Consider the following 17152-nt stretch of genomic DNA (forward strand, 5'->3'; position numbering starts at 1 on the left):
CCAGAACCGCTTGGGGGGATGGCGAGCGTATCTGGGCTGGCGTGCCGTCGCAGCCAGCTCAGTCGATGCCGGCGAACTGCTGCAGGCGCTCGACGTCGGGCACCGTGACGTGCCGGTTGTTCTCGATGCGGATGACGCCTTCCTTGCGCAGTTTGGTGAACTGGCGGCTGACGGTCTCGATCGTCAGGCCGAGGAAATCGGCAATGTCGGCGCGCGACAGCGGCAGGTCGAAGGCGGAGCCGTCGACGGTTTCCGGATCATAGTGCGTGGCGATCAGGAACAGGAAGCTTGCCACCTTTTCCTGCGCGTTCTTGCGGCCGAGCGTCAGCATCCAGTCGCGCGCCTCGTCCAGTTCCTTCAGCACCTGCTGGTGCAGCCGGTGTTCCAGATCCGGCGAGCGGGCCACCATGCGTTCCAGCAGGTGGCGCGGGAAGGTGCAGATCTCCGCATCCGTCGCCGCTTCCGCGCTGTGCGGGCTCTCGGCGGCGAAGGGGCGGCCGAGGAAATCGGGGGCGAACTGGAGACCGACGATCTGCTGGCGGCCGTCCGGCATCATCCGGGTGAGCTTGACGACGCCGCGCATGATGTTGGCGCAGGTCGACAAATCCTCGCCCTGGCCGACGACCTCGGTGCCGGCCTGCAGGCGCCTGCGGCTGGAGTGCTTGCTCAGTTCCCCCAGTTCCTGGGCCGAGAGCGCGCCGCACGCGCCGCCGTGGCGCGCCTCGCAGGCACGGCAGACGACGGGAACGTCGGAGCTGTGAATATCACTGCGCTGCATGTCCATCGAAATCGCCTTTTCCTGACATCGAGTTGCCATGGCTCACCAGTGGACGAGAATCGAAAGGGAGACAATGCGACATTGTTACCTCTTCCGCCCTCGCTGCCACTCGGGCTGCTATTGACGATTGTTAAGTCGAATTCGGGTGGTTCGACTTGATCGAAATCAATTCGCGATGCGTCTGCTGCAGATTTCGGCAGAGTTTTGCCGCAAGTGCAAGGCGGTCGACGTTCGGGCAACAGGCCACAGCCAATTTGCAGCGCGCCCGGAACAGCCCATTGGCAATTCCGCCCAATTTACTTATAGGATCGCGCAACAAAGGATTTTAAGAGGTACTGGCGTGACAGCTACATTTGACAAGGTTGCCGACATCATCGCGGAAACCAGCGAGATTGATCGCGAAACCATCAAGCCCGAGAGCCACACGATCGACGATCTCGGCATCGACAGCCTCGACTTCCTCGACATCGTCTTTGCGATCGACAAGGAGTTCGGCATCAAGATCCCGCTCGAACAGTGGACGCAGGACGTCAACGAAGGCAAGGTGGCGACCGAGGAATACTTCGTGCTGAAGAACCTCTGCGCCAAGATCGACGAACTGCGCGCCGCCAAGGCGTAAAGGCCGGGGCCGCAGCACGCGGCCATCCGCATCCCGTTTTCGGGCGCTGACGGCCTGCCGGACCTGGCAGGCCTTTCACGTTCCGGACCCCGGTTACATCGAGGTAACCCGGCCGCAAGATAGGTATTCGATGCTGCTTGAATATTTCCAGATGATCGACCGGGTGGAAACGGTGGACGCCGAGCGCAAGACGCTGACGGCGCGCTCCGTCGTTCCTTCCAAAAGCCCGGTCTTCGAAGGACATTTTCCCGGCATGCCGCTGGTTCCGGGCGTGCTCCTGATCGAGACGATGGCGCAGGCCTCGGGCTTTCTGGTCCTTGCCGCCACCAACTTCGCCGCCATGCCGTTCCTGATGTCGGTCGACGGCGCCAAGATGCGCACTTTCGTCGAACCCGACGCCGTGCTCGACATCGAGGCGGTGCTGGAGCACGACGGCTCGGGCTTCGCCGTCACCAAGGCGAGGATCACGTCCGGCGGAAAGAAGGTCTGCGACGCGCAACTGAAGCTGCGCACCGTGCCGTTCAGCGAAGCGCCGCTCGGCGATATCGTGCGCAAGCGGGCCGAGGAACTCGGCCTTGTGGACGCCCTTGCCGCATCAGGCGCCGCAACGGGCAATTCAAGAGGAACAGACGCATGACGAAGGCGCCGAACGACGTCGTCATTACCGGCATCGGCATCGTCACCTGCCAGGGTGTCGGCACCGAGCCGCATATCGCGCTGCTCAAGGCCGGGAGCGCCCCGGAACTGAAGATCGAGGCGGAGCGCTTTTCGCCCTATCCGGTCCATCCGATGCCGGAGATCGACTGGTCGCAGCAGATCGCCAAGCGCGGCGACCAGCGGCAGATGGAGAACTGGCAGCGGCTCGGCGTCTTCACCGCCGGCCTGGCGCTCGACGATGCCGGGCTGAAGGAGGATGCCGAGGCCTGCGGCACGATGGACATGATCGTGGCGGCCGGCGGCGGCGAGCGCGACATCAACGTCGATTCCCTGATCGTCGACGAGGGGCTGAAGCGCAACGACCGCGAACAGCTCCTGAACGAGAAGCTGACCACCGAACTGCGCCCGACGCTGTTTCTCGCCCAGCTCTCCAACCTGATGGCCGGCAATATCTCGATCGTGCACAAGGTCACCGGCTCCTCGCGCACCTTCATGGGTGAGGAGGCCGCCGGCATCAGCGCCATCGAGACGGCGTTTTCGCGCATCCGCGCCGGCCAGTCGACGCATACGCTCGTCGGCGGCGGCTTCGTTGCCGAGCGGCCGGACGTGATCCTGCTCTACGAGGCGCTCGGCGCGCATGCGACCGGCGGCTGGACGCCGCTGTGGTCGCGCGATCCCGAGGCGGGCGGCGGCATCATTTCCGGTTCGGCCGGCGCCTTCCTGGTGCTGGAGCAGCGGGCGCATGCCGAGGCGCGCGGCGCGCGCATCTATGCCACGATCGAGGATATCGGCGGCGACCGCGGCAGCCGCGACGACGGGCGGCTGGAACGCCGCCTCGATGCGCTCGCCGAGCGGGCGGGCGGCGAGGACGGGGCAACCGTCGTCTTCTCCGGCGCGTCGGGCATCAACGATCTGTCGACCCGCGAAAAGACCTGGCTGGAAGGCCGCTTCCCGAACGCTCCGGTGCGCGGTTATGCCGGCGTGACCGGCCATGCGCTGGAGAGCCAGTTCCCGCTGGGTCTCGCGCTCGCGGGTCTCGCGCTTGCGAGCGGGGCGAAGGTGCCGGCTTTCGATCCGGCGGGTGAGAGCGGGATGGACCGGGCCGCCGAGACCGCGATCGTCACCACGGTCGGCCATCACCGCGGCGAGGGCGTCGCCATCCTGAAGGCAGAGAAGTAAGAGGACGGGCGCATGACCAAGGCAGCCTACAGGGATCATCTCGGACGCCCGATCGTCGCCGTCACCGGCATGGGCGTCATCACCTCGCTCGGCCAGGGGTTGAAGGACAACTGGACGGCGCTTTCGGGCGGCGTTTCCGGCATTCACGGCATCAGCCGCTTTCCCGTCGACGGGCTCAACACGCGGATCGCCGGCACGGTTGATTTCGTCGAGCTGCCGGCCGAGAATCCGGTCGAGCGTTCCTATTTCTACGCCCGCGAGACGACCGAGGAAGCGCTGGCGCAGGCTGGCCTGTCGGGTGATTTCGGCGGACCGCTGTTCCTGGCCGCACCGCCGATCGAGCCGGAATGGAGCGCACGCTTCGCGCTCGCCGACCGCGCGCCGGCCTCGCAGCGCCCGGGTGATGCCTATGACCGCTTCCTGACGGTGTTGCGCGACAAGCCCGATCCGGCGCTCTACGAGGCCTGGCTGTTCGGTGCGATCTCCGAGCGGCTTGCCGACCGCTTCGGCACGCGCGGCCTGCCGGTGACGCTGTCGACCGCTTGTGCTTCCGGTGCGACCGCGATCCAGCTCGGCGTCGAGGCGATCCGCCAAGGCCGCACCGAGCGGGCGCTGACCGTCGGCACCGACGGTTCGGTCACCGCCGAGGCGCTGATCCGCTTTGCGCTGCTGTCGGCGCTCTCGACCCAGAACGACCCGCCGCAGAAGGCCTCCAAGCCGTTCACCAAGGATCGCGACGGCTTCGTGATCGCGGAAGGGGCTGCGACGCTGGTGCTGGAATCGCTGGAATCGGCGATCGCCCGCGGCGCCCGCGTGCTCGGCATCATGAAGGGCTGCGGCGAGAAGGCCGACCATTTCCATCGCACCCGGTCTTCGCCGGACGGCGGACCGGCGATCGCGACGATCCGGGCGGCGCTGGAGGATGCCGGCATCGCGGAGGACGGCATCGGCTACATCAACGCCCACGGCACCTCGACGCCGGAAAACGACAAGATGGAGTATCTCTCCATGTCGACCGTGTTCGGGGAGGGGCTTGCGAAGATCCCGGTCTCCTCCAACAAGTCGATGATCGGTCACACGCTGACGGCGGCCGGCGCGATCGAGGCGGTGTTCTCGCTGCAGACGATGCTGACCGGCACGCTGCCGCCGACGATCAACTACCAGAACCCCGACCCGACCATCGTTCTCGACGTCGTGCCAAACGTGAAGCGCGACAAGCAGGTCTCGGCCGTGCTGTCGAATTCCTTCGGTTTCGGCGGCCAGAACGCCAGCCTGGTGATGACGGCGGAGCCGGCCTGACGAAACGGAAGCGGAGAGGCGGGCCGATGTCCGCCTCGGGCTGACACCGGAGGGCGAACGTGCGAGGGGACCGTGCCGCCTGCCGTTCTCTCGCAAAAGGTGTTCCGATTCTTTGGGGCATGCGCTAGAGGAACGATCCGAAACGCGGCGTAGCCGGCCGAACGGGCGGTTGGCGCCGAACGACGGCGATGGCCGCGCCTGCCGGTGCCACCTGACGCCGCCCATGAGCATCATGCCGCGACTGCGGCGAAGGACGGAAAAATGCGCGCATTGCAGCTACTCGACGACCGCAAGCTCGAACTGACCGACATTCCGGAGCCGGAAGCCCCCGGTCCGGGCGAGGTGACGCTTCGCGTCAAGGCGGTGGCGCTGAACCATATCGATGTGTGGGGTTGGCGCGGCATGGCGTTCGCCAAGCGCAAGATGCCGCTTGTGATCGGTGCGGAGGCCGCCGGCGTCGTCGACCAGATCGGCCCGGGCGTTGCAAACGTCCTGCCGGGGCAGCTGGTCTCGGTCTATGGTGCGCGCATCTGTGGGCTGTGCAAGCCCTGCCGCGAGGGGCGCGACAACCTCTGCGAACACGTCGGCGGCGTGCACGGCTTCCATCTCGACGGCTTCGCGCAGGAAAAGATCAACATCCCCGCCCGCCAGCTCGTTCCCGCGCCGCCCGGCATCGATGCGGTCGCTGCGGCCCTTGCGCCCGTCACCTTCGGCACGGTCGAGCACATGCTGTTCGACAATGCGAAACTCGAGCCGGGCGAGACGATCCTCGTCCATGCCGGCGGCTCGGGCATCGGCACGGCGGCCATTCAGCTGGCCAAGAAGATCGGCTGCACCGTCATCACCACCGTCGGCTCCAACGACAAGATCGAGAAGGCGAAGGCGCTCGGCGCCGACCATGTCATCAACTATCGCGAGGACCGCTTCGAGGGTGTCGTGCGCAAGCTGACGAAAAAGAAGGGCGTAGACGTCGTCTTCGAGCATGTCGGCAAGGACACCTGGGCCGGCTCGATGCTCTGCCTGAAGCGCGGCGGCCGCCTCGTCACCTGCGGCTCGACGTCGGGCGTTTCGACCGAGATGAACCTGATGATGCTGTTCCAGCAGCAGCTGAAGCTGCTCGGCTCCTTCGGCTGCCGCATGGAGAACATGGCCAACGCCATGCAGAAGATGGCGCGCGGCATCGTCCATCCGGTGATCGATACCGAGGTGACCTTCGACGGGATCGCAACCGCCCTGGAGCGGATGGAATCGCGCCAGATCTTCGGCAAGATCGTGCTCAGGCTGGACTGACGATCGTGCGCAAGCTGATCACCCGCGTCGTGCTCGCGCTGCGCAATTTCGAGCAGTGGCTGGTGGCCCAGTTCGTGTTCGGGCTGCTCAACGTCCTGAAGCTGTTTCCGGCCGACGGCGCGATGAACGCCGCCGACCGCTTCGGCCGTTTCGTCGGACCGAAGACGCGCCGGCATCAGCTGATGCTGACCAACCTGCGCAATGCATTTCCCGAGAAGTCCGAGGCCGAGCTTGCCACGATCGCGATGGACAGCTGGGGCAACATGGGGCGGATGGCGGCGGAATACGTCTTCCTCGACCGCCTGTTCGATTTCGACCCGTTCAGCGACAAGGTCGGACGCGTCGAGGTCGAGGGCGTGCCGATCTTCATCGATCTCTACGAGAACCGGCGGCCGTTCATCGTCTTCACCGGCCATACCGGCAATTTCGAGATGCTGCCGGTGGCGGGTGCGGCCTTTGGCATCGAGGTGACGGTGCTGTTCCGCCCGCCCAACAATCCCTATATCGCCGAGAAGGTATTCGAGTTCCGCCGTGCGCGGATGGGCAATCTGGTGCCTTCGCATGCAGGTTCGTCGTTCACGCTCGCCCGCAAGCTCGACGCCGGCGAGCCGGTCGGTGTGCTGGTGGACCAGAAATACCGCAAGGGCCTGTCGACGACCTTCTTCGGCCGTCCGGTACAGACCAATCCGCTGCTCGCCAAGCTGGTCCGCCAGTTCGACTGCGAGGTCTATCCGGCGCGCTGCATCCGCCTGCCGGACAACCGTTTCCGGCTCGAGCTGGAACCGGCGATGGAGATCCCGCGCCGCGCGGACGGAGCCGTCGACGTCGACGCGACGGCGCAGAAGCTGAACGACAAGGTCGAGCAATGGGTGCGGGAGTATCCGGGCCAGTGGCTCTGGTACCACGACCGCTGGGACATCAAGAAGACCGTCAAGCACGTCAAGGCCTGACGGCGAGCGCCTTCGTCAGGCGTCGTGAAGCCCACGCAGCAGGTGGTCGCGCTCGAAGGCGATATGGCGGCGGATCGTCTCGAAGAAGCCGCGCAGCATGTAGCCGGCGGCCTCGATGTTGACGTCCGGTGCGCCGCTGCCGAGCTTCAGGAGCGTATCGACGAGCTCCTCTGCGAAACACTCGTCCTCGCAATGTTCGAATTTCAGCCGCTTCAGCGTCTCGGCGAGCAGCGGATTGCCTTTCGTCCGCGCCGTCAGGTGAGGGAAGAGCACCTCCTCCTCGTAGCGATGCAGCCCGTGGATCAGCGGGCCCAGCACCATGGCCGCATAGATGCACTTTTGCCGGTTCACGCTTGCCGGCAGGCTGTCGGCGATCTCCTCCAGCGCGTCGCAGAGAAGGAGCTGCTCGCGATGGGCGCCCGCCAGCCAGTCGAGCGACACGGTGTCGCCGGGCATGGCGGAAAGAAGGTGGCACACCCTGTTCTGTTCCCCGTTTTCCAGCGTCATCGCGTTATTTCTCCCTGAGTGACCGCAGCCTGGCGCATTGATGCGCCTGCGCCCCCTGCTTCTCCTTGATCTACGTCAAGGCCAAGTCTTGCTGCATCTGCGAGCAGTGATCCGATCGCAGGGTGCGGATTCGTGTCCGTCCCCGCTGCTCGCAACGCATGTCTGGTTGGGGATGCCAACGATGAAGTACGGATTAGAGACAGGGCTCCTGGCCGTCGGCGCGTTCTTTGCGCTGCTCGGCGCAGCCTTCGCCCACGACAACCTGTTCCAGGCCCATATGTGGGTCCTGTTCTTCGTGCTGCTCGCCGGCACGGTGGTCATGATCAGGCGCATTTCCTTCGCGCCCTATCGGGTGCCGGGCGACAGCAGCCTTGCGAAGGGCGATGCCAGCCCCTACTTCGACGAGGTCGTCAAATACGGCGTCATCGCCACCGTCTTCTGGGGCGTCGTCGGGTTCCTGGTCGGCGTCGTCATCGCTGCCCAGCTGGCGTTTCCCGATCTCAATCTGGAACCCTACCTGAATTTCGGCCGCCTGCGGCCGCTCCATACCTCGGCGGTGATCTTCGCCTTCGGCGGCAACGCCCTGATCGCGACCTCGTTCTACGTCGTCCAGCGCACGTCGCGGGCGCGCCTGTTCGGCGGCGATCTCGGCTGGTTCGTCTTCTGGGGCTATCAGTTGTTCATCGTCATGGCTGCGACCGGCTATCTGCTGGGCATCACCCAGAGCCGCGAATATGCGGAGCCCGAGTGGTATGTCGACCTGTGGCTGACGATCGTCTGGGTCGCCTATCTCGTCGTCTTCCTTGGCACTGTCCTGAGGCGCAAGGAGCCGCATATCTATGTGGCGAACTGGTTCTACCTCTCCTTCATCGTCACCATCGCCATGCTGCACGTCATCAACAACCTGGCGATCCCGGTGTCGTTCCTCGGCGTCAAGAGTTATTCGGCCTTCGCCGGCGTGCAGGATGCGGTGACGCAGTGGTGGTACGGCCACAACGCCGTGGCCTTCTTCCTGACCATCCCGTTCCTGGCGATGATGTATTATTTCGTCCCGAAGCAGGCGGGGCGTCCGGTCTACTCCTACCGCCTGTCCATCGTCCACTTCTGGTCGATCATCTTCCTCTACATCTGGGCCGGTCCGCACCACCTGCACTACACGGCCGTGCCCGACTGGGCGCAAACGCTCGGCATGGTGTTTTCGATCGTGCTGTGGATGCCTTCCTGGGGTGGCATGATCAACGGCCTGATGACCCTGTCCGGCGCATGGGACAAGGTACGCACCGATCCGATCATCCGCATGATGGTGGCAGCCATCGCCTTCTACGGCATGGCGACCTTCGAGGGACCGATGCTGTCGATCAAGGCGGTCAACTCGCTGTCGCACTATACCGACTGGACTATCGGCCACGTCCATGCCGGCGCACTCGGCTGGAACGGCATGATCTCGTTCGCCGCCGTCTACTATCTCGCGCCGAAACTATGGAATCGCGAACGGCTCTATTCGGTCAACATGGTCAGCTGGCACTTCTGGCTCGCCACCCTCGGCATCGTGCTCTACGCCGCCGCCATGTGGGTTGCCGGCATCCAGCAGGGCCTGATGTGGCGCGAATACGACGATCAGGGCTTCCTGGTCTATTCCTTCGCCGAAACCGTGCTGGCGATGTTCCCCTACTATGTCATCCGCACGCTTGGCGGCGTTCTCTACCTCGCCGGTGGCCTGGTCATGGCATGGAACGTCTATCAGACCATTCGCGGGCGGCTGCGCGACGAGGTCTCGATGGGCAGCACCCGGCCTGCGGGCGAAGCAACCCTGCAGCCTGCCGAATAAGGAGCGTTGATCCATGTCGATACTGAACAAGCACTCCGTTCTGGAGAGAAACGCAACGCTGCTGCTGGTCGCCTCGCTCGCCGTGGTCACGGTCGGCGGCATCGTCGAGATCGCGCCGCTCTTCTACCTCGAGAACACCATCGAGAAGGTGGAGGGCATGCGGCCCTATTCGCCGCTGGAACTCGCCGGCCGCGACATCTACATCCGCGAAGGCTGCTACGTCTGTCACAGCCAGATGATCCGGCCGTTCCGGGACGAGGTCGAGCGATACGGTCACTACTCGCTCGCTGCCGAAAGCATGTACGACCATTCCTTCCAATGGGGGTCGAAGCGCACCGGGCCGGACCTGGCCCGCGTCGGCGACCGCTACTCGAACGAATGGCACGTGCAGCACCTGATTGAGCCGCGCTCGGTCGTCCCGGAATCGGTCATGCCGAGCTACGCCTTCCTGAAGACGACGCCGCTTCGGATTTCCGACGTGTCGATGAACCTCAAGGCGAACCGCGCCGTGAACGTTCCCTACGACGATGCGATGATCGAGAACGCGGAGGCGGACCTCAAAGCGCAGGCGGATCCGAACGCGGATACGTCCGGGCTGCTGGAGCGCTATCCGAAGGCCAAGGTGGGCGATTTCGACGGCGACCCGCAGAAGCTGACCGAGATGGATGCGCTGGTGGCCTATCTGCAGATGCTCGGCACGCTGGTGGACTTCTCCACCTATGACGACGCCAGCGGCTACCGGTAAGGGAGGCGGACCATGGAAACCTACACGGCCATGCGGCACTTCGCCGACGTCTGGGGACTGCTCGCCATGGCGATCTTCTTCGTCGGTGTCATCCTTTTCACCTTCCGGCCCAGCGGACGCAAGGCCGCCGAGAATGCCGCGCAAATCCCTCTCAAGGAGGACTGACACCATGGCTGACAAGCATGGTGCTGAAAAGCACATTGACGAGATCTCCGGCGTCGAGACCACCGGTCATGAATGGGACGGTATCCGCGAACTGAACAATCCGATGCCGCGCTGGTGGGTCTGGACCTTCTACGCGACCATCGTCTGGGGGATCGGCTACATGATCGCCTATCCGGCCTGGCCGATGCTGACGGAGGCAACCCGCGGCGTTCTCGGCTATTCCAGCCGCGCCGACGTGGCCAAGGACCTGGAGGCGGCCAGGGCCGCGCAGATGGTCTACGTGGACCGGATCGCGTCCGCGCCGCTCGCCGACATCGTCGCCGATCCGGAGCTGTCGCAGTTCGCGATCGCCGGCGGGGCCGCCGCCTTCAAGGTCAACTGCGTGCAGTGCCACGGTTCGGGTGCTGCCGGCTCGGCGGGCTTCCCGAACCTGAACGACGACGAGTGGATCTGGGGCGGCAGCGTCGACCAGATCTACCACACGATCGCCCACGGCGTTCGCTTCGAAGGCGACGCCGAGACCCATGTCTCCGAGATGCCGGCCTTCGCCGACATGCTGCAGCCCGAAGAGATCAAGCAGGTTTCCGCCTATGTGGTGAGCCTCACCGGCGTGCCGCACGATGCGGTCATGGTCGAGCCGGGCAAGCAGATCTTCGCCGACAACTGCGCCTCGTGCCACGGCGACGACGCAAGGGGCAATCGCGAGATGGGCGCTCCGGACCTGGCCGACGCGATCTGGCTGAAGGGCGAGGGCGAGGAGGCGATCGCCAACCAGGTCCGCGCTCCGAAGCACGGGGTCATGCCCGCCTGGCTGCCGCGGCTCGGCGAACCGACGATCAAGCAGCTCGCCGTCTTCGTGCATTCGCTGGGCGGCGGCGAATAGCCGGCCCCTTTCAGCTAGATATGGCGGATTTCGATGCCGGCCGGGGCGCGAATGCCCCGGTCGTTCGTCAGGAAGACGCCGCAGGAGAGGGCTTCGGCAGTGGCGACGTGGATGGCGTCCGGCAGCTTCAATCGAAGTCCGGCGGCCATATTCGCGGCCAGCCCCAGCGTGTCGCGGGTTATCGGCGCCAGTTCCACGATCTTCGGATCTTCGAGCAGGCCGTGAAAGGCCGAAACGATGTCCGGCCGCCGGTCCCTGATCGGCGCGATAGTGCACTCGGCGATCGTCAGTTCGGATGTGAACAGGTTCGCGTTCTGCCGGTCGAGTTCCTCCAGCGCCAACAGCGCCCGGCGGCGCGTATCGTCATCGCCATCGATCAGGTAGATGAAGATATTGCTGTCGACATAGACGCGTTGCGGCATTCTCAGTCGCCACGGACGTCAGCGATCTGCCGCAACACTTCTTCTTCCGATAGACGGCGACGATCTTGCTCCGTCGCCTTCAGGATCGCATGGAGGCGCCGGACCCGCTCCGATGCCCCTGCGGCCGCCTTGCGCGGAACGTCGGATCCGCTCCGCGGCTTTGGCAGGTTCTGATCGTGCTTCGCGTTGGCACCCATGACTGCTTGCTCCAGATTTTGTCGGACACCTTACAAGTTGCCGCGCGTGAAGACCATCCAGAACTGGCCCTAGCGGTCCGACCACACGCCCAGCTCGTACCCGTCCGGATCGGCGAACTGGAACCGGCGTCCGCCCGGGAAGGTGAAGATCGGCTTGACGATGCGGCCGCCGGCCGTTTCCACGCGGGCGAGGGTGGCTTCGAGATCGTCGGCGAAGAGGATGACCAGCGGCCCGCCGGTGGCCATCACCGGCGCCAGCGTCGTGAAGCCGCCGGTCAGACGGCCGTCCTGGAACTCGCAATACTCCGGTCCGTAGTCGGTGAAGGTCCAGCCGAAGGCGGAGCCGTAGAAGGCTTTCGCGCGGGCGATATCGGCGACGTTGAATTCGATGTAGTCGATCTTGCGGTCCTTGCCGGCGGCGGCCATCAGTTCTCTCCCTGTTTCTCCTGCTCCGGTTTCTCCAGCAATGCCTTCAGCGTCCGCAGGTCGCGCGCCACATGGGCCGCATCGGCCTCGAAGGCCACATCGTCTATGCCGGGCAGCCGGAGCAGGGTGAACATCACCTCCGCACCGTCGCCGTTCGGCACCACCCGCAGGGCGTTCCGGACGACGAGGCCGTCTTCCATCGTCACGCTGTGGTCGATCACGCCGAAGCCGTTGTCTTCGGCAAAGCGGACCCGGACGTTGCCGACAGGCCCGCCGTCGGCGATCCAGTCATCGCCGTCGGGCGTCAGTCCCGCGGCCAGCCCGGATGCCCAGAGCGGCATGTTTTCCGGCCTTGCGGCAAAGTCATAGACCTCCGACCAGTTCCGCGCGATCGAAACGTGGACGATCCGGGCTGGCATCGTGGTCATCGTCAGCACCTCCTCTGCGCCGTCACGGCGGCTGTTTTGTCGCATCCGGCAGGGCGCCCGGCAACCCCGATCTTTGACTTAAGTCAAGGAACGGAACGGCACTGCGGCGCACAAACAGGGCGTGGAGACGATGCATCGATGAACATCTACAACGCCCTTGAACCCTCACAGGATGCCGCAGTCGAGCGGCTGGACGCCGAGGCGGTCAACTCCGCCAAGGTGCGCAAGCCGCTCTATGAAAAGCGGAAGAAGATCTTCCCGAAACGGGCCGAAGGGCGATTCCGTCGCTTCAAGTGGATCGTGATGCTGATCACGCTCGGCATCTACTACCTGACCCCGTGGATCCGCTGGGATCGCGGCGCGCATGCGCCGGACCAGGCGGTGCTGGTCGACCTCGCCGGCCGGCGGTTCTATTTCTTCTTCATCGAAATCTGGCCGCAGGAGTTCTTCTTCGTGGCGGGGTTGCTGGTGATGGCGGGCTTCGGCCTGTTCCTCGTCACCTCGGCGATCGGGCGGGCCTGGTGCGGCTATGCCTGTCCGCAGACGGTCTGGGTCGATCTCTTCCTCGTCGTCGAGCGGGCGATCGAAGGCGACCGCAACGCACGCATGAAGCTCGACGCCGGCCCGTGGACCTTCGACAAGATCCGCAAGCGCATCGCCAAGCATGCCATCTGGCTCGCGATCGCGGTGGCGACGGGCGGTGCCTGGATCTTCTACTTCGCCGATGCGCCGAAGCTGCTTTCAAGCTTCGTCACCCTTCAGGCGCAGCCCGTCGCCTACATCACCGTGGCCGTGCTGACGGCGACGACCTATGTCTTCGGCGGCCTGATGCGCGAACAGGTCTGCACCTACATGTGTCCATGGCCGCGCATCCAGGCGGCGATGGTGGACGAGAACTCGCTGGTCGTCACCTACAACGACTGGCGCGGCGAACCGCGCTCGCGCCATGCCAAGAAGGCTGCGGCGGCGGGGGAGAGCGTCGGCGATTGCGTCGACTGCAACGCCTGCGTGGCCGTCTGTCCCATGGGCATCGACATTCGCGACGGGCAGCAGCTGGAATGCATCACCTGCGCGCTCTGCATCGATGCCTGCGACGGGGTGATGGACAAGCTCGGCAGGGAGAGGGGGCTGATCGCCTACGCGACGCTTTCGGACTACAGCGCCAACATGGCGCTGGCCACCGGGGACGGCGCCGGGCCGATCGATCCGGCGCGCGTGCGCAAGCCGGACGGGAATTTCTCGGAGAAGGTGCGGCATTTCGACTGGCGCGTCATCTTCCGGCTGCGCACGGTCTTCTATCTGGTCATATGGACGCTCGCCGGTCTCGGTCTCGTGTTCGCGCTGGTCTCGCGCGACCGGCTGGGGCTCAACGTCATCCATGACCGCAATCCGCAGTTCGTCGTCGAATCGGACGGGTCGATCCGCAACGGCTACGAGGTGAAGCTTTTGAACATGATCCCCGAACCGCGCACCATCACGCTTTCGATCGAGGGCCTGCCGCATGCGACCATGCGCATTTCCGGCCTGCCTGACGGCGACGGGCGCAGCTTCGACATCCCGGTCCAGCCCGACAAGGTGACCGCGGTGAAGGTGTTCGTGACGCTGCCCAGGGATTTCGGCGCCGAGGCCGGCGACGGCTTCCGCCTGATCGCCGAGGACCGGGCGGGCGGCGAGCGCGGTACCTATGACGCCCATTTCAACGTGCCCGGAGGTGCAAGATGACCCCGCCTGTAAAGACAGACGAGCCCGGCTTCCGCTTTACCGGCTGGCACATGCTGGGGGTGATGCTGCTGTTCTTCTGCACTATCATCACCGTCAACCTCATCATGGCCTGGAACGCTGTCAGCAGCTGGAGCGGGCTTGTGGTGCAGAACACCTATGTCGCGAGCCAGGAGTTCAACGGCAAGGTGGAGAAGGCGAAGGCGTTTGCCGAGAGCGGCCTTGCCGGCGCGCTTGTCATCGCCGACGGCCGCGTCAGCTACCGGCTCCACGATGCCGCGGGCCGGCCGGTCGCAGCCGATGCCGTGACCGTCACCTTCAAGCGCCCCACCGACGAGCGGGAAGATTTCAGGCTGACGCTTGTCGCCGAAGAGGAGGGAACCTACTCTGCGGAACGGACACTGCCTGCCGGCCAATGGATCGCGGACATCGCGAGCGTTCGGGGCGGGCAGCCGATCTTTCACCAGACGATCCGCACGGTCGTCGCAGGAGGCAGGCCATGAGCTGCTGCGCACCCGGTACCGAAGGCGCGATCGAGGCTGCCTCAGGCGGCACGCTGCCGTCTTCCGAGGAGATGCGGCTGGCCGCCCGCGACCTGGGCGAGGGGCTGCGCCAGAGCGATCTCAGCGTTCCCGGCGTCCACTGCGGTGCCTGCATCACCACGATCGAGGGTGTGCTCTCCGGCATGCCGTCGATCGAAAGCGCCCGCGTCAACCTGACCGCCCGGCGCGTGTCGGTGCGCTGGCGCGATGTCGAGGGCTTCGATCCGCAGACGATCCCCGCCGCCATGGCCAGAACCGGCTATGCCGCCCATCTGTTCACCGCGCCGATCGCCGCCGACGACGCGCTGCGCAACGAACTGATCCGCGCCGTCGCCGTCTCGGGCTTTGCGGCGATGAACATCATGCTGCTGTCGGTCTCGGTCTGGTCGGGCGCGGAGGCATCCACGCGCGACCTGTTCCATTGGATCTCGGCGCTGATCGCCGGGCCGGTGCTGATCTATGCCGGGCGCTTCTTCTTCCGCTCCGCCTGGGGTGCATTGAAGCACGGGCGGACCAACATGGACGTGCCGATCTCGCTGGCGGTGACGCTCTCCTATTTCGTCTCGCTGTGGGAGACGATCCATCACGGCGAACATGCCTGGTTCGACGCCACGGTGACTCTGCTGTTCTTCCTCTTGATCGGCCGCACGCTGGACCATGTCATGCGCGACCGGGCGCGTTCGGCGATCACCAGCCTTGCCCGGCTTTCGCCGCGCGGCGCGATGGTGGTCAAGGACGACGGAGGGCGCGAATATCGTCCCGTCGAGGAAATCGCCGTCGGCGACCGGCTGTCGGTCGCAGCCGGCGAACGGCTCGCCGTCGACGCCCGCGTCATAGCCGGCATGAGCGATGTCGACCGTTCGCTCGTCAGCGGCGAGAGCGCGCCGGTCACGGCCAAGCCCGGCAGCATGCTCGAGGCCGGCGTGATGAACCTCACAGGCGCACTCGTGGTCGAGGCCGTGGCGGTGGCGCGGGATTCGTTCCTGGCCGAGGTCATCGGCCTGATGGAAGCGGCCGAGGGCGGGCGCGCGCGCTATCGGCGCATCGCCGACCGGGCGGCGTCCTACTATTCGCCGGTGGTGCATCTGCTGGCGCTGATCTCCTTCCTCAGCTGGGGTTTTGCCGACGGCGACTGGAAGCATGCGATGCTGGTCGCCGTCGCCGTCCTGATCATCACCTGCCCCTGCGCGCTCGGCCTCGCCGTGCCGGTCGTGCAGGTGGTGGCGGCGGGACGCCTGTTTGCCAGCGGCATCATGGTCAAGGACGGTTCGGCGATGGAGCGGCTCGCCGAGATCGATGCCGTGGTCTTCGACAAGACGGGGACACTCACCATGGGCGCGCCGCGCCTGATCGGGCGGGAGGCTGCCGGTCGGCCGGGCACCCTGAAGGGTGACCAGGCATTCGCCGTCGCCGCAGCCCTTGCCGCTCATTCCCGCCACCCGCTGTCGGCCGCACTCGCGGCTGCGCATGTCGGGCCGGTGCCGCAGTTCGGGCCGGTGACGGAAATCCCGGGCCGTGGCCTCGAGGCGGTGACGCCGGAGGGGACCTGGCGGCTTGGAAACCGCGCTTTTGCCTGCAGCGGCGACGAGCCGGCAGACGACGGTTCTTCCGCTTCGGAAGTGGTTCTGTCGCTCGACGGCGCCGTGATCGAAACCTTCCGGTTCGAGGACCGGCTGCGACCTGCCGCCCGCGAAACCGTCGCCCGGTTGCGCAAGGACGGGATCGAGGTCGACATTCTGTCCGGCGACCGTGCGGCGGCCGTGGAGCGGGTTGCGGCCCAGCTCGGCGTCAGCCGCTGGCGGGCGGGGCTCGCGCCGCGCGACAAGACCGAGGCGGTGCGGGAAAGTGCTGCGGCAGGCGCAAGGGTGCTGATGGTGGGCGACGGCATCAACGATGCGCCGGCCCTTTCGGCGGCGCATGTGTCGATGGCGCCGGCGACGGCCGCCGACATCGGCCGGCAGGCCGCCGACCTCGTCTTCCTGCGCGATGGGCTGGACGCCGTCTCCTTCGCGATCGAGACCTCGAAGCGGGCCGGCAGGCTGATCCGGCAGAACTTCGCGCTTGCGATCGGCTACAACGTCATCGCCGTGCCAGTGGCGATCCTCGGCCATGCGACCCCGCTGATCGCGGCCGTGGCGATGTCGACCTCGTCGATCATCGTCGTGGCGAACTCGCTCAGGCTGCGCGGCCCGACACCGGCGCTGCGGCAGGATGCGGCCGCGCCGAAGCCGGCCTCGGGCATGGCGAGCCCGGCATGAGCACGCTGATCTATCTCATCCCGATCGCGCTCTTTCTCGGCGGCCTCGGCCTCGGCGCCTTCCTCTGGTCGATCCGCAACGGCCAGTATGACGACCTCGACGGCGCGGCCTGGCGCGTGCTCGACGACGAAGACGGGACCAAGCGCGGCTCGCCGGGTGCGCATGGCGGGTAGCTGCCATGCGCGATTGTTACCAAACAACGGCTTGTCGTAAATCGATTTGAATGCCAAAACAGCCGCCTGCCGAAAGTGGAGCGGCTT

At 65.7% G+C, this 17152-nt stretch carries 20 protein-coding genes; 14 read left to right on the top strand and 6 right to left on the bottom strand.

Annotation, left to right across the window (positions count from 1 at the left end):
* Positions 1-58 precede the first annotated feature (58 nt).
* Positions 59-784 carry a Crp/Fnr family transcriptional regulator gene (locus LQK81_RS07950; RefSeq protein WP_230805124.1) on the bottom strand — a complete coding sequence of 242 codons (726 nt, stop codon included), beginning with the start codon at positions 782-784 and terminating at the stop codon, positions 59-61.
* 334 nt (positions 785-1118) lie between these two features.
* Here LQK81_RS07950 and LQK81_RS07955 point away from each other — a divergent pair, with 334 nt between their 5' ends.
* From LQK81_RS07955 to LQK81_RS07980, 6 genes are all read left to right on the top strand, one after another.
* Positions 1119-1397, top strand: a complete 279-nt coding sequence (locus tag LQK81_RS07955) for an acyl carrier protein (protein ID WP_112599500.1) — start codon at positions 1119-1121, stop codon at positions 1395-1397.
* Positions 1398-1527: 130 nt separating this feature from the next.
* On the top strand, positions 1528-2034 hold the full coding sequence (locus LQK81_RS07960) for a 3-hydroxyacyl-ACP dehydratase FabZ family protein (protein WP_230805126.1): 507 nt from the start codon (positions 1528-1530) through the stop codon (positions 2032-2034).
* Positions 2031-3233 (top strand): beta-ketoacyl-ACP synthase, encoded by a 1203-nt coding sequence (locus LQK81_RS07965; protein WP_230805128.1) that lies wholly within the window; start codon positions 2031-2033, stop codon positions 3231-3233. The genes LQK81_RS07960 and LQK81_RS07965 overlap by 4 nt, the downstream gene beginning before the upstream one ends.
* A gap of 12 nt (positions 3234-3245) precedes the next feature.
* Positions 3246-4532 (top strand): beta-ketoacyl-ACP synthase, encoded by a 1287-nt coding sequence (locus tag LQK81_RS07970; protein ID WP_230805129.1) that lies wholly within the window; start codon positions 3246-3248, stop codon positions 4530-4532.
* A gap of 261 nt (positions 4533-4793) precedes the next feature.
* Positions 4794-5822, top strand: coding sequence for a zinc-binding dehydrogenase (locus LQK81_RS07975; protein WP_230805130.1), 1029 nt, complete (start codon positions 4794-4796; stop codon positions 5820-5822).
* Between the two features lie 5 nt (positions 5823-5827).
* On the top strand, positions 5828-6772 hold the full coding sequence (locus LQK81_RS07980) for a lipid A biosynthesis lauroyl acyltransferase (protein WP_230805132.1): 945 nt from the start codon (positions 5828-5830) through the stop codon (positions 6770-6772).
* Positions 6773-6787: 15 nt separating this feature from the next.
* Here LQK81_RS07980 and LQK81_RS07985 read toward each other — a convergent pair whose 3' ends face one another.
* Positions 6788-7279 carry a hemerythrin domain-containing protein gene (locus LQK81_RS07985; RefSeq protein WP_230805134.1) on the bottom strand — a complete coding sequence of 164 codons (492 nt, stop codon included), beginning with the start codon at positions 7277-7279 and terminating at the stop codon, positions 6788-6790.
* Positions 7280-7460: 181 nt separating this feature from the next.
* Between LQK81_RS07985 and ccoN the strand changes: the two genes are divergently transcribed.
* The 4 genes from ccoN to ccoP are packed head-to-tail and all read left to right on the top strand — an operon-like array spanning position 7461 to position 10900.
* The gene (gene ccoN / locus LQK81_RS07990; protein WP_230805136.1) at positions 7461-9107 is read left to right on the top strand and encodes a cytochrome-c oxidase, cbb3-type subunit I; all 1647 of its coding nucleotides are present in this window, start codon (positions 7461-7463) and stop codon (positions 9105-9107) included.
* Positions 9108-9120: 13 nt separating this feature from the next.
* Entirely contained in the window at positions 9121-9852 is a 732-nt protein-coding gene (ccoO, locus tag LQK81_RS07995; protein ID WP_230805138.1) for a cytochrome-c oxidase, cbb3-type subunit II, read from the top strand.
* A gap of 12 nt (positions 9853-9864) precedes the next feature.
* Positions 9865-10017 carry a cbb3-type cytochrome c oxidase subunit 3 gene (locus LQK81_RS08000; protein WP_183798153.1) on the top strand — a complete coding sequence of 51 codons (153 nt, stop codon included), beginning with the start codon at positions 9865-9867 and terminating at the stop codon, positions 10015-10017.
* A gap of 4 nt (positions 10018-10021) precedes the next feature.
* Positions 10022-10900, top strand: coding sequence for a cytochrome-c oxidase, cbb3-type subunit III (gene ccoP / locus LQK81_RS08005; RefSeq protein WP_230805140.1), 879 nt, complete (start codon positions 10022-10024; stop codon positions 10898-10900).
* Positions 10901-10914: 14 nt separating this feature from the next.
* On the opposite strand, the gene LQK81_RS08010 is transcribed toward ccoP, so the two are convergent.
* From LQK81_RS08010 to LQK81_RS08025, 4 genes are all read right to left on the bottom strand, one after another.
* Positions 10915-11322, bottom strand: coding sequence for a type II toxin-antitoxin system VapC family toxin (locus LQK81_RS08010; RefSeq protein ID WP_230805142.1), 408 nt, complete (start codon positions 11320-11322; stop codon positions 10915-10917).
* Between the two features lie 2 nt (positions 11323-11324).
* Complete coding sequence (locus LQK81_RS08015) at positions 11325-11519, bottom strand: hypothetical protein (protein WP_230805144.1); 195 nt, start codon at positions 11517-11519, stop codon at positions 11325-11327.
* Between the two features lie 69 nt (positions 11520-11588).
* Positions 11589-11945, bottom strand: a complete 357-nt coding sequence (locus LQK81_RS08020) for a VOC family protein (protein WP_230805146.1) — start codon at positions 11943-11945, stop codon at positions 11589-11591.
* Positions 11945-12373 (bottom strand): SRPBCC family protein, encoded by a 429-nt coding sequence (locus LQK81_RS08025; RefSeq protein ID WP_230805148.1) that lies wholly within the window; start codon positions 12371-12373, stop codon positions 11945-11947. The genes LQK81_RS08020 and LQK81_RS08025 overlap by 1 nt, the downstream gene beginning before the upstream one ends.
* A gap of 138 nt (positions 12374-12511) precedes the next feature.
* Here LQK81_RS08025 and ccoG point away from each other — a divergent pair, with 138 nt between their 5' ends.
* From ccoG to ccoS, 4 genes are read left to right on the top strand one after another with little or no spacing between them, the layout of a single operon-like run.
* Complete coding sequence (gene ccoG / locus LQK81_RS08030; protein ID WP_230805158.1) at positions 12512-14095, top strand: cytochrome c oxidase accessory protein CcoG; 1584 nt, start codon at positions 12512-12514, stop codon at positions 14093-14095.
* A complete protein-coding gene (locus tag LQK81_RS08035) occupies positions 14092-14595 on the top strand; it encodes a FixH family protein (RefSeq protein WP_230805161.1) in 504 nt (167 codons plus the stop codon). Before ccoG ends, LQK81_RS08035 begins: the two co-directional genes overlap by 4 nt.
* Positions 14592-16892 (top strand): heavy metal translocating P-type ATPase, encoded by a 2301-nt coding sequence (locus tag LQK81_RS08040; protein ID WP_230805163.1) that lies wholly within the window; start codon positions 14592-14594, stop codon positions 16890-16892. The genes LQK81_RS08035 and LQK81_RS08040 overlap by 4 nt, the downstream gene beginning before the upstream one ends.
* Positions 16889-17065, top strand: a complete 177-nt coding sequence (gene ccoS / locus LQK81_RS08045; RefSeq protein ID WP_230805164.1) for a cbb3-type cytochrome oxidase assembly protein CcoS — start codon at positions 16889-16891, stop codon at positions 17063-17065. Before LQK81_RS08040 ends, ccoS begins: the two co-directional genes overlap by 4 nt.
* Positions 17066-17152: the final 87 nt, after the last annotated feature.

It is taken from the genome of Rhizobium sp. GN54 (genome assembly GCF_021026345.1).
GTDB lineage: Bacteria > Pseudomonadota > Alphaproteobacteria > Rhizobiales > Rhizobiaceae > Mycoplana.

Excerpts from the sequence above, each read along its gene's own strand:
- LQK81_RS07950 (WP_230805124.1), bottom strand. The coding sequence starts at position 784 with ATGGACATGCAGCGCAGTGATATTCACAGCTCCGACGTTCCCGTCGTC.
- LQK81_RS07960 (WP_230805126.1), top strand. The coding sequence starts at position 1,528 with ATGCTGCTTGAATATTTCCAGATGATCGACCGGGTGGAAACGGTGGAC.
- LQK81_RS07965 (WP_230805128.1), top strand. The coding sequence starts at position 2,031 with ATGACGAAGGCGCCGAACGACGTCGTCATTACCGGCATCGGCATCGTC.
- LQK81_RS07970 (WP_230805129.1), top strand. The coding sequence starts at position 3,246 with ATGACCAAGGCAGCCTACAGGGATCATCTCGGACGCCCGATCGTCGCC.
- LQK81_RS07975 (WP_230805130.1), top strand. The coding sequence starts at position 4,794 with ATGCGCGCATTGCAGCTACTCGACGACCGCAAGCTCGAACTGACCGAC.
- LQK81_RS07985 (WP_230805134.1), bottom strand. The coding sequence starts at position 7,279 with ATGACGCTGGAAAACGGGGAACAGAACAGGGTGTGCCACCTTCTTTCC.
- ccoN (WP_230805136.1), top strand. The coding sequence starts at position 7,461 with ATGAAGTACGGATTAGAGACAGGGCTCCTGGCCGTCGGCGCGTTCTTT.
- ccoO (WP_230805138.1), top strand. The coding sequence starts at position 9,121 with ATGTCGATACTGAACAAGCACTCCGTTCTGGAGAGAAACGCAACGCTG.
- LQK81_RS08000 (WP_183798153.1), top strand. The coding sequence starts at position 9,865 with ATGGAAACCTACACGGCCATGCGGCACTTCGCCGACGTCTGGGGACTG.
- ccoP (WP_230805140.1), top strand. The coding sequence starts at position 10,022 with ATGGCTGACAAGCATGGTGCTGAAAAGCACATTGACGAGATCTCCGGC.
- LQK81_RS08010 (WP_230805142.1), bottom strand. The coding sequence starts at position 11,322 with ATGCCGCAACGCGTCTATGTCGACAGCAATATCTTCATCTACCTGATC.
- LQK81_RS08015 (WP_230805144.1), bottom strand. The coding sequence starts at position 11,519 with ATGGGTGCCAACGCGAAGCACGATCAGAACCTGCCAAAGCCGCGGAGC.
- LQK81_RS08020 (WP_230805146.1), bottom strand. The coding sequence starts at position 11,945 with ATGGCCGCCGCCGGCAAGGACCGCAAGATCGACTACATCGAATTCAAC.
- LQK81_RS08025 (WP_230805148.1), bottom strand. The coding sequence starts at position 12,373 with ATGACCACGATGCCAGCCCGGATCGTCCACGTTTCGATCGCGCGGAAC.
- ccoG (WP_230805158.1), top strand. The coding sequence starts at position 12,512 with ATGAACATCTACAACGCCCTTGAACCCTCACAGGATGCCGCAGTCGAG.
- LQK81_RS08035 (WP_230805161.1), top strand. The coding sequence starts at position 14,092 with ATGACCCCGCCTGTAAAGACAGACGAGCCCGGCTTCCGCTTTACCGGC.
- LQK81_RS08040 (WP_230805163.1), top strand. The coding sequence starts at position 14,592 with ATGAGCTGCTGCGCACCCGGTACCGAAGGCGCGATCGAGGCTGCCTCA.
- ccoS (WP_230805164.1), top strand. The coding sequence starts at position 16,889 with ATGAGCACGCTGATCTATCTCATCCCGATCGCGCTCTTTCTCGGCGGC.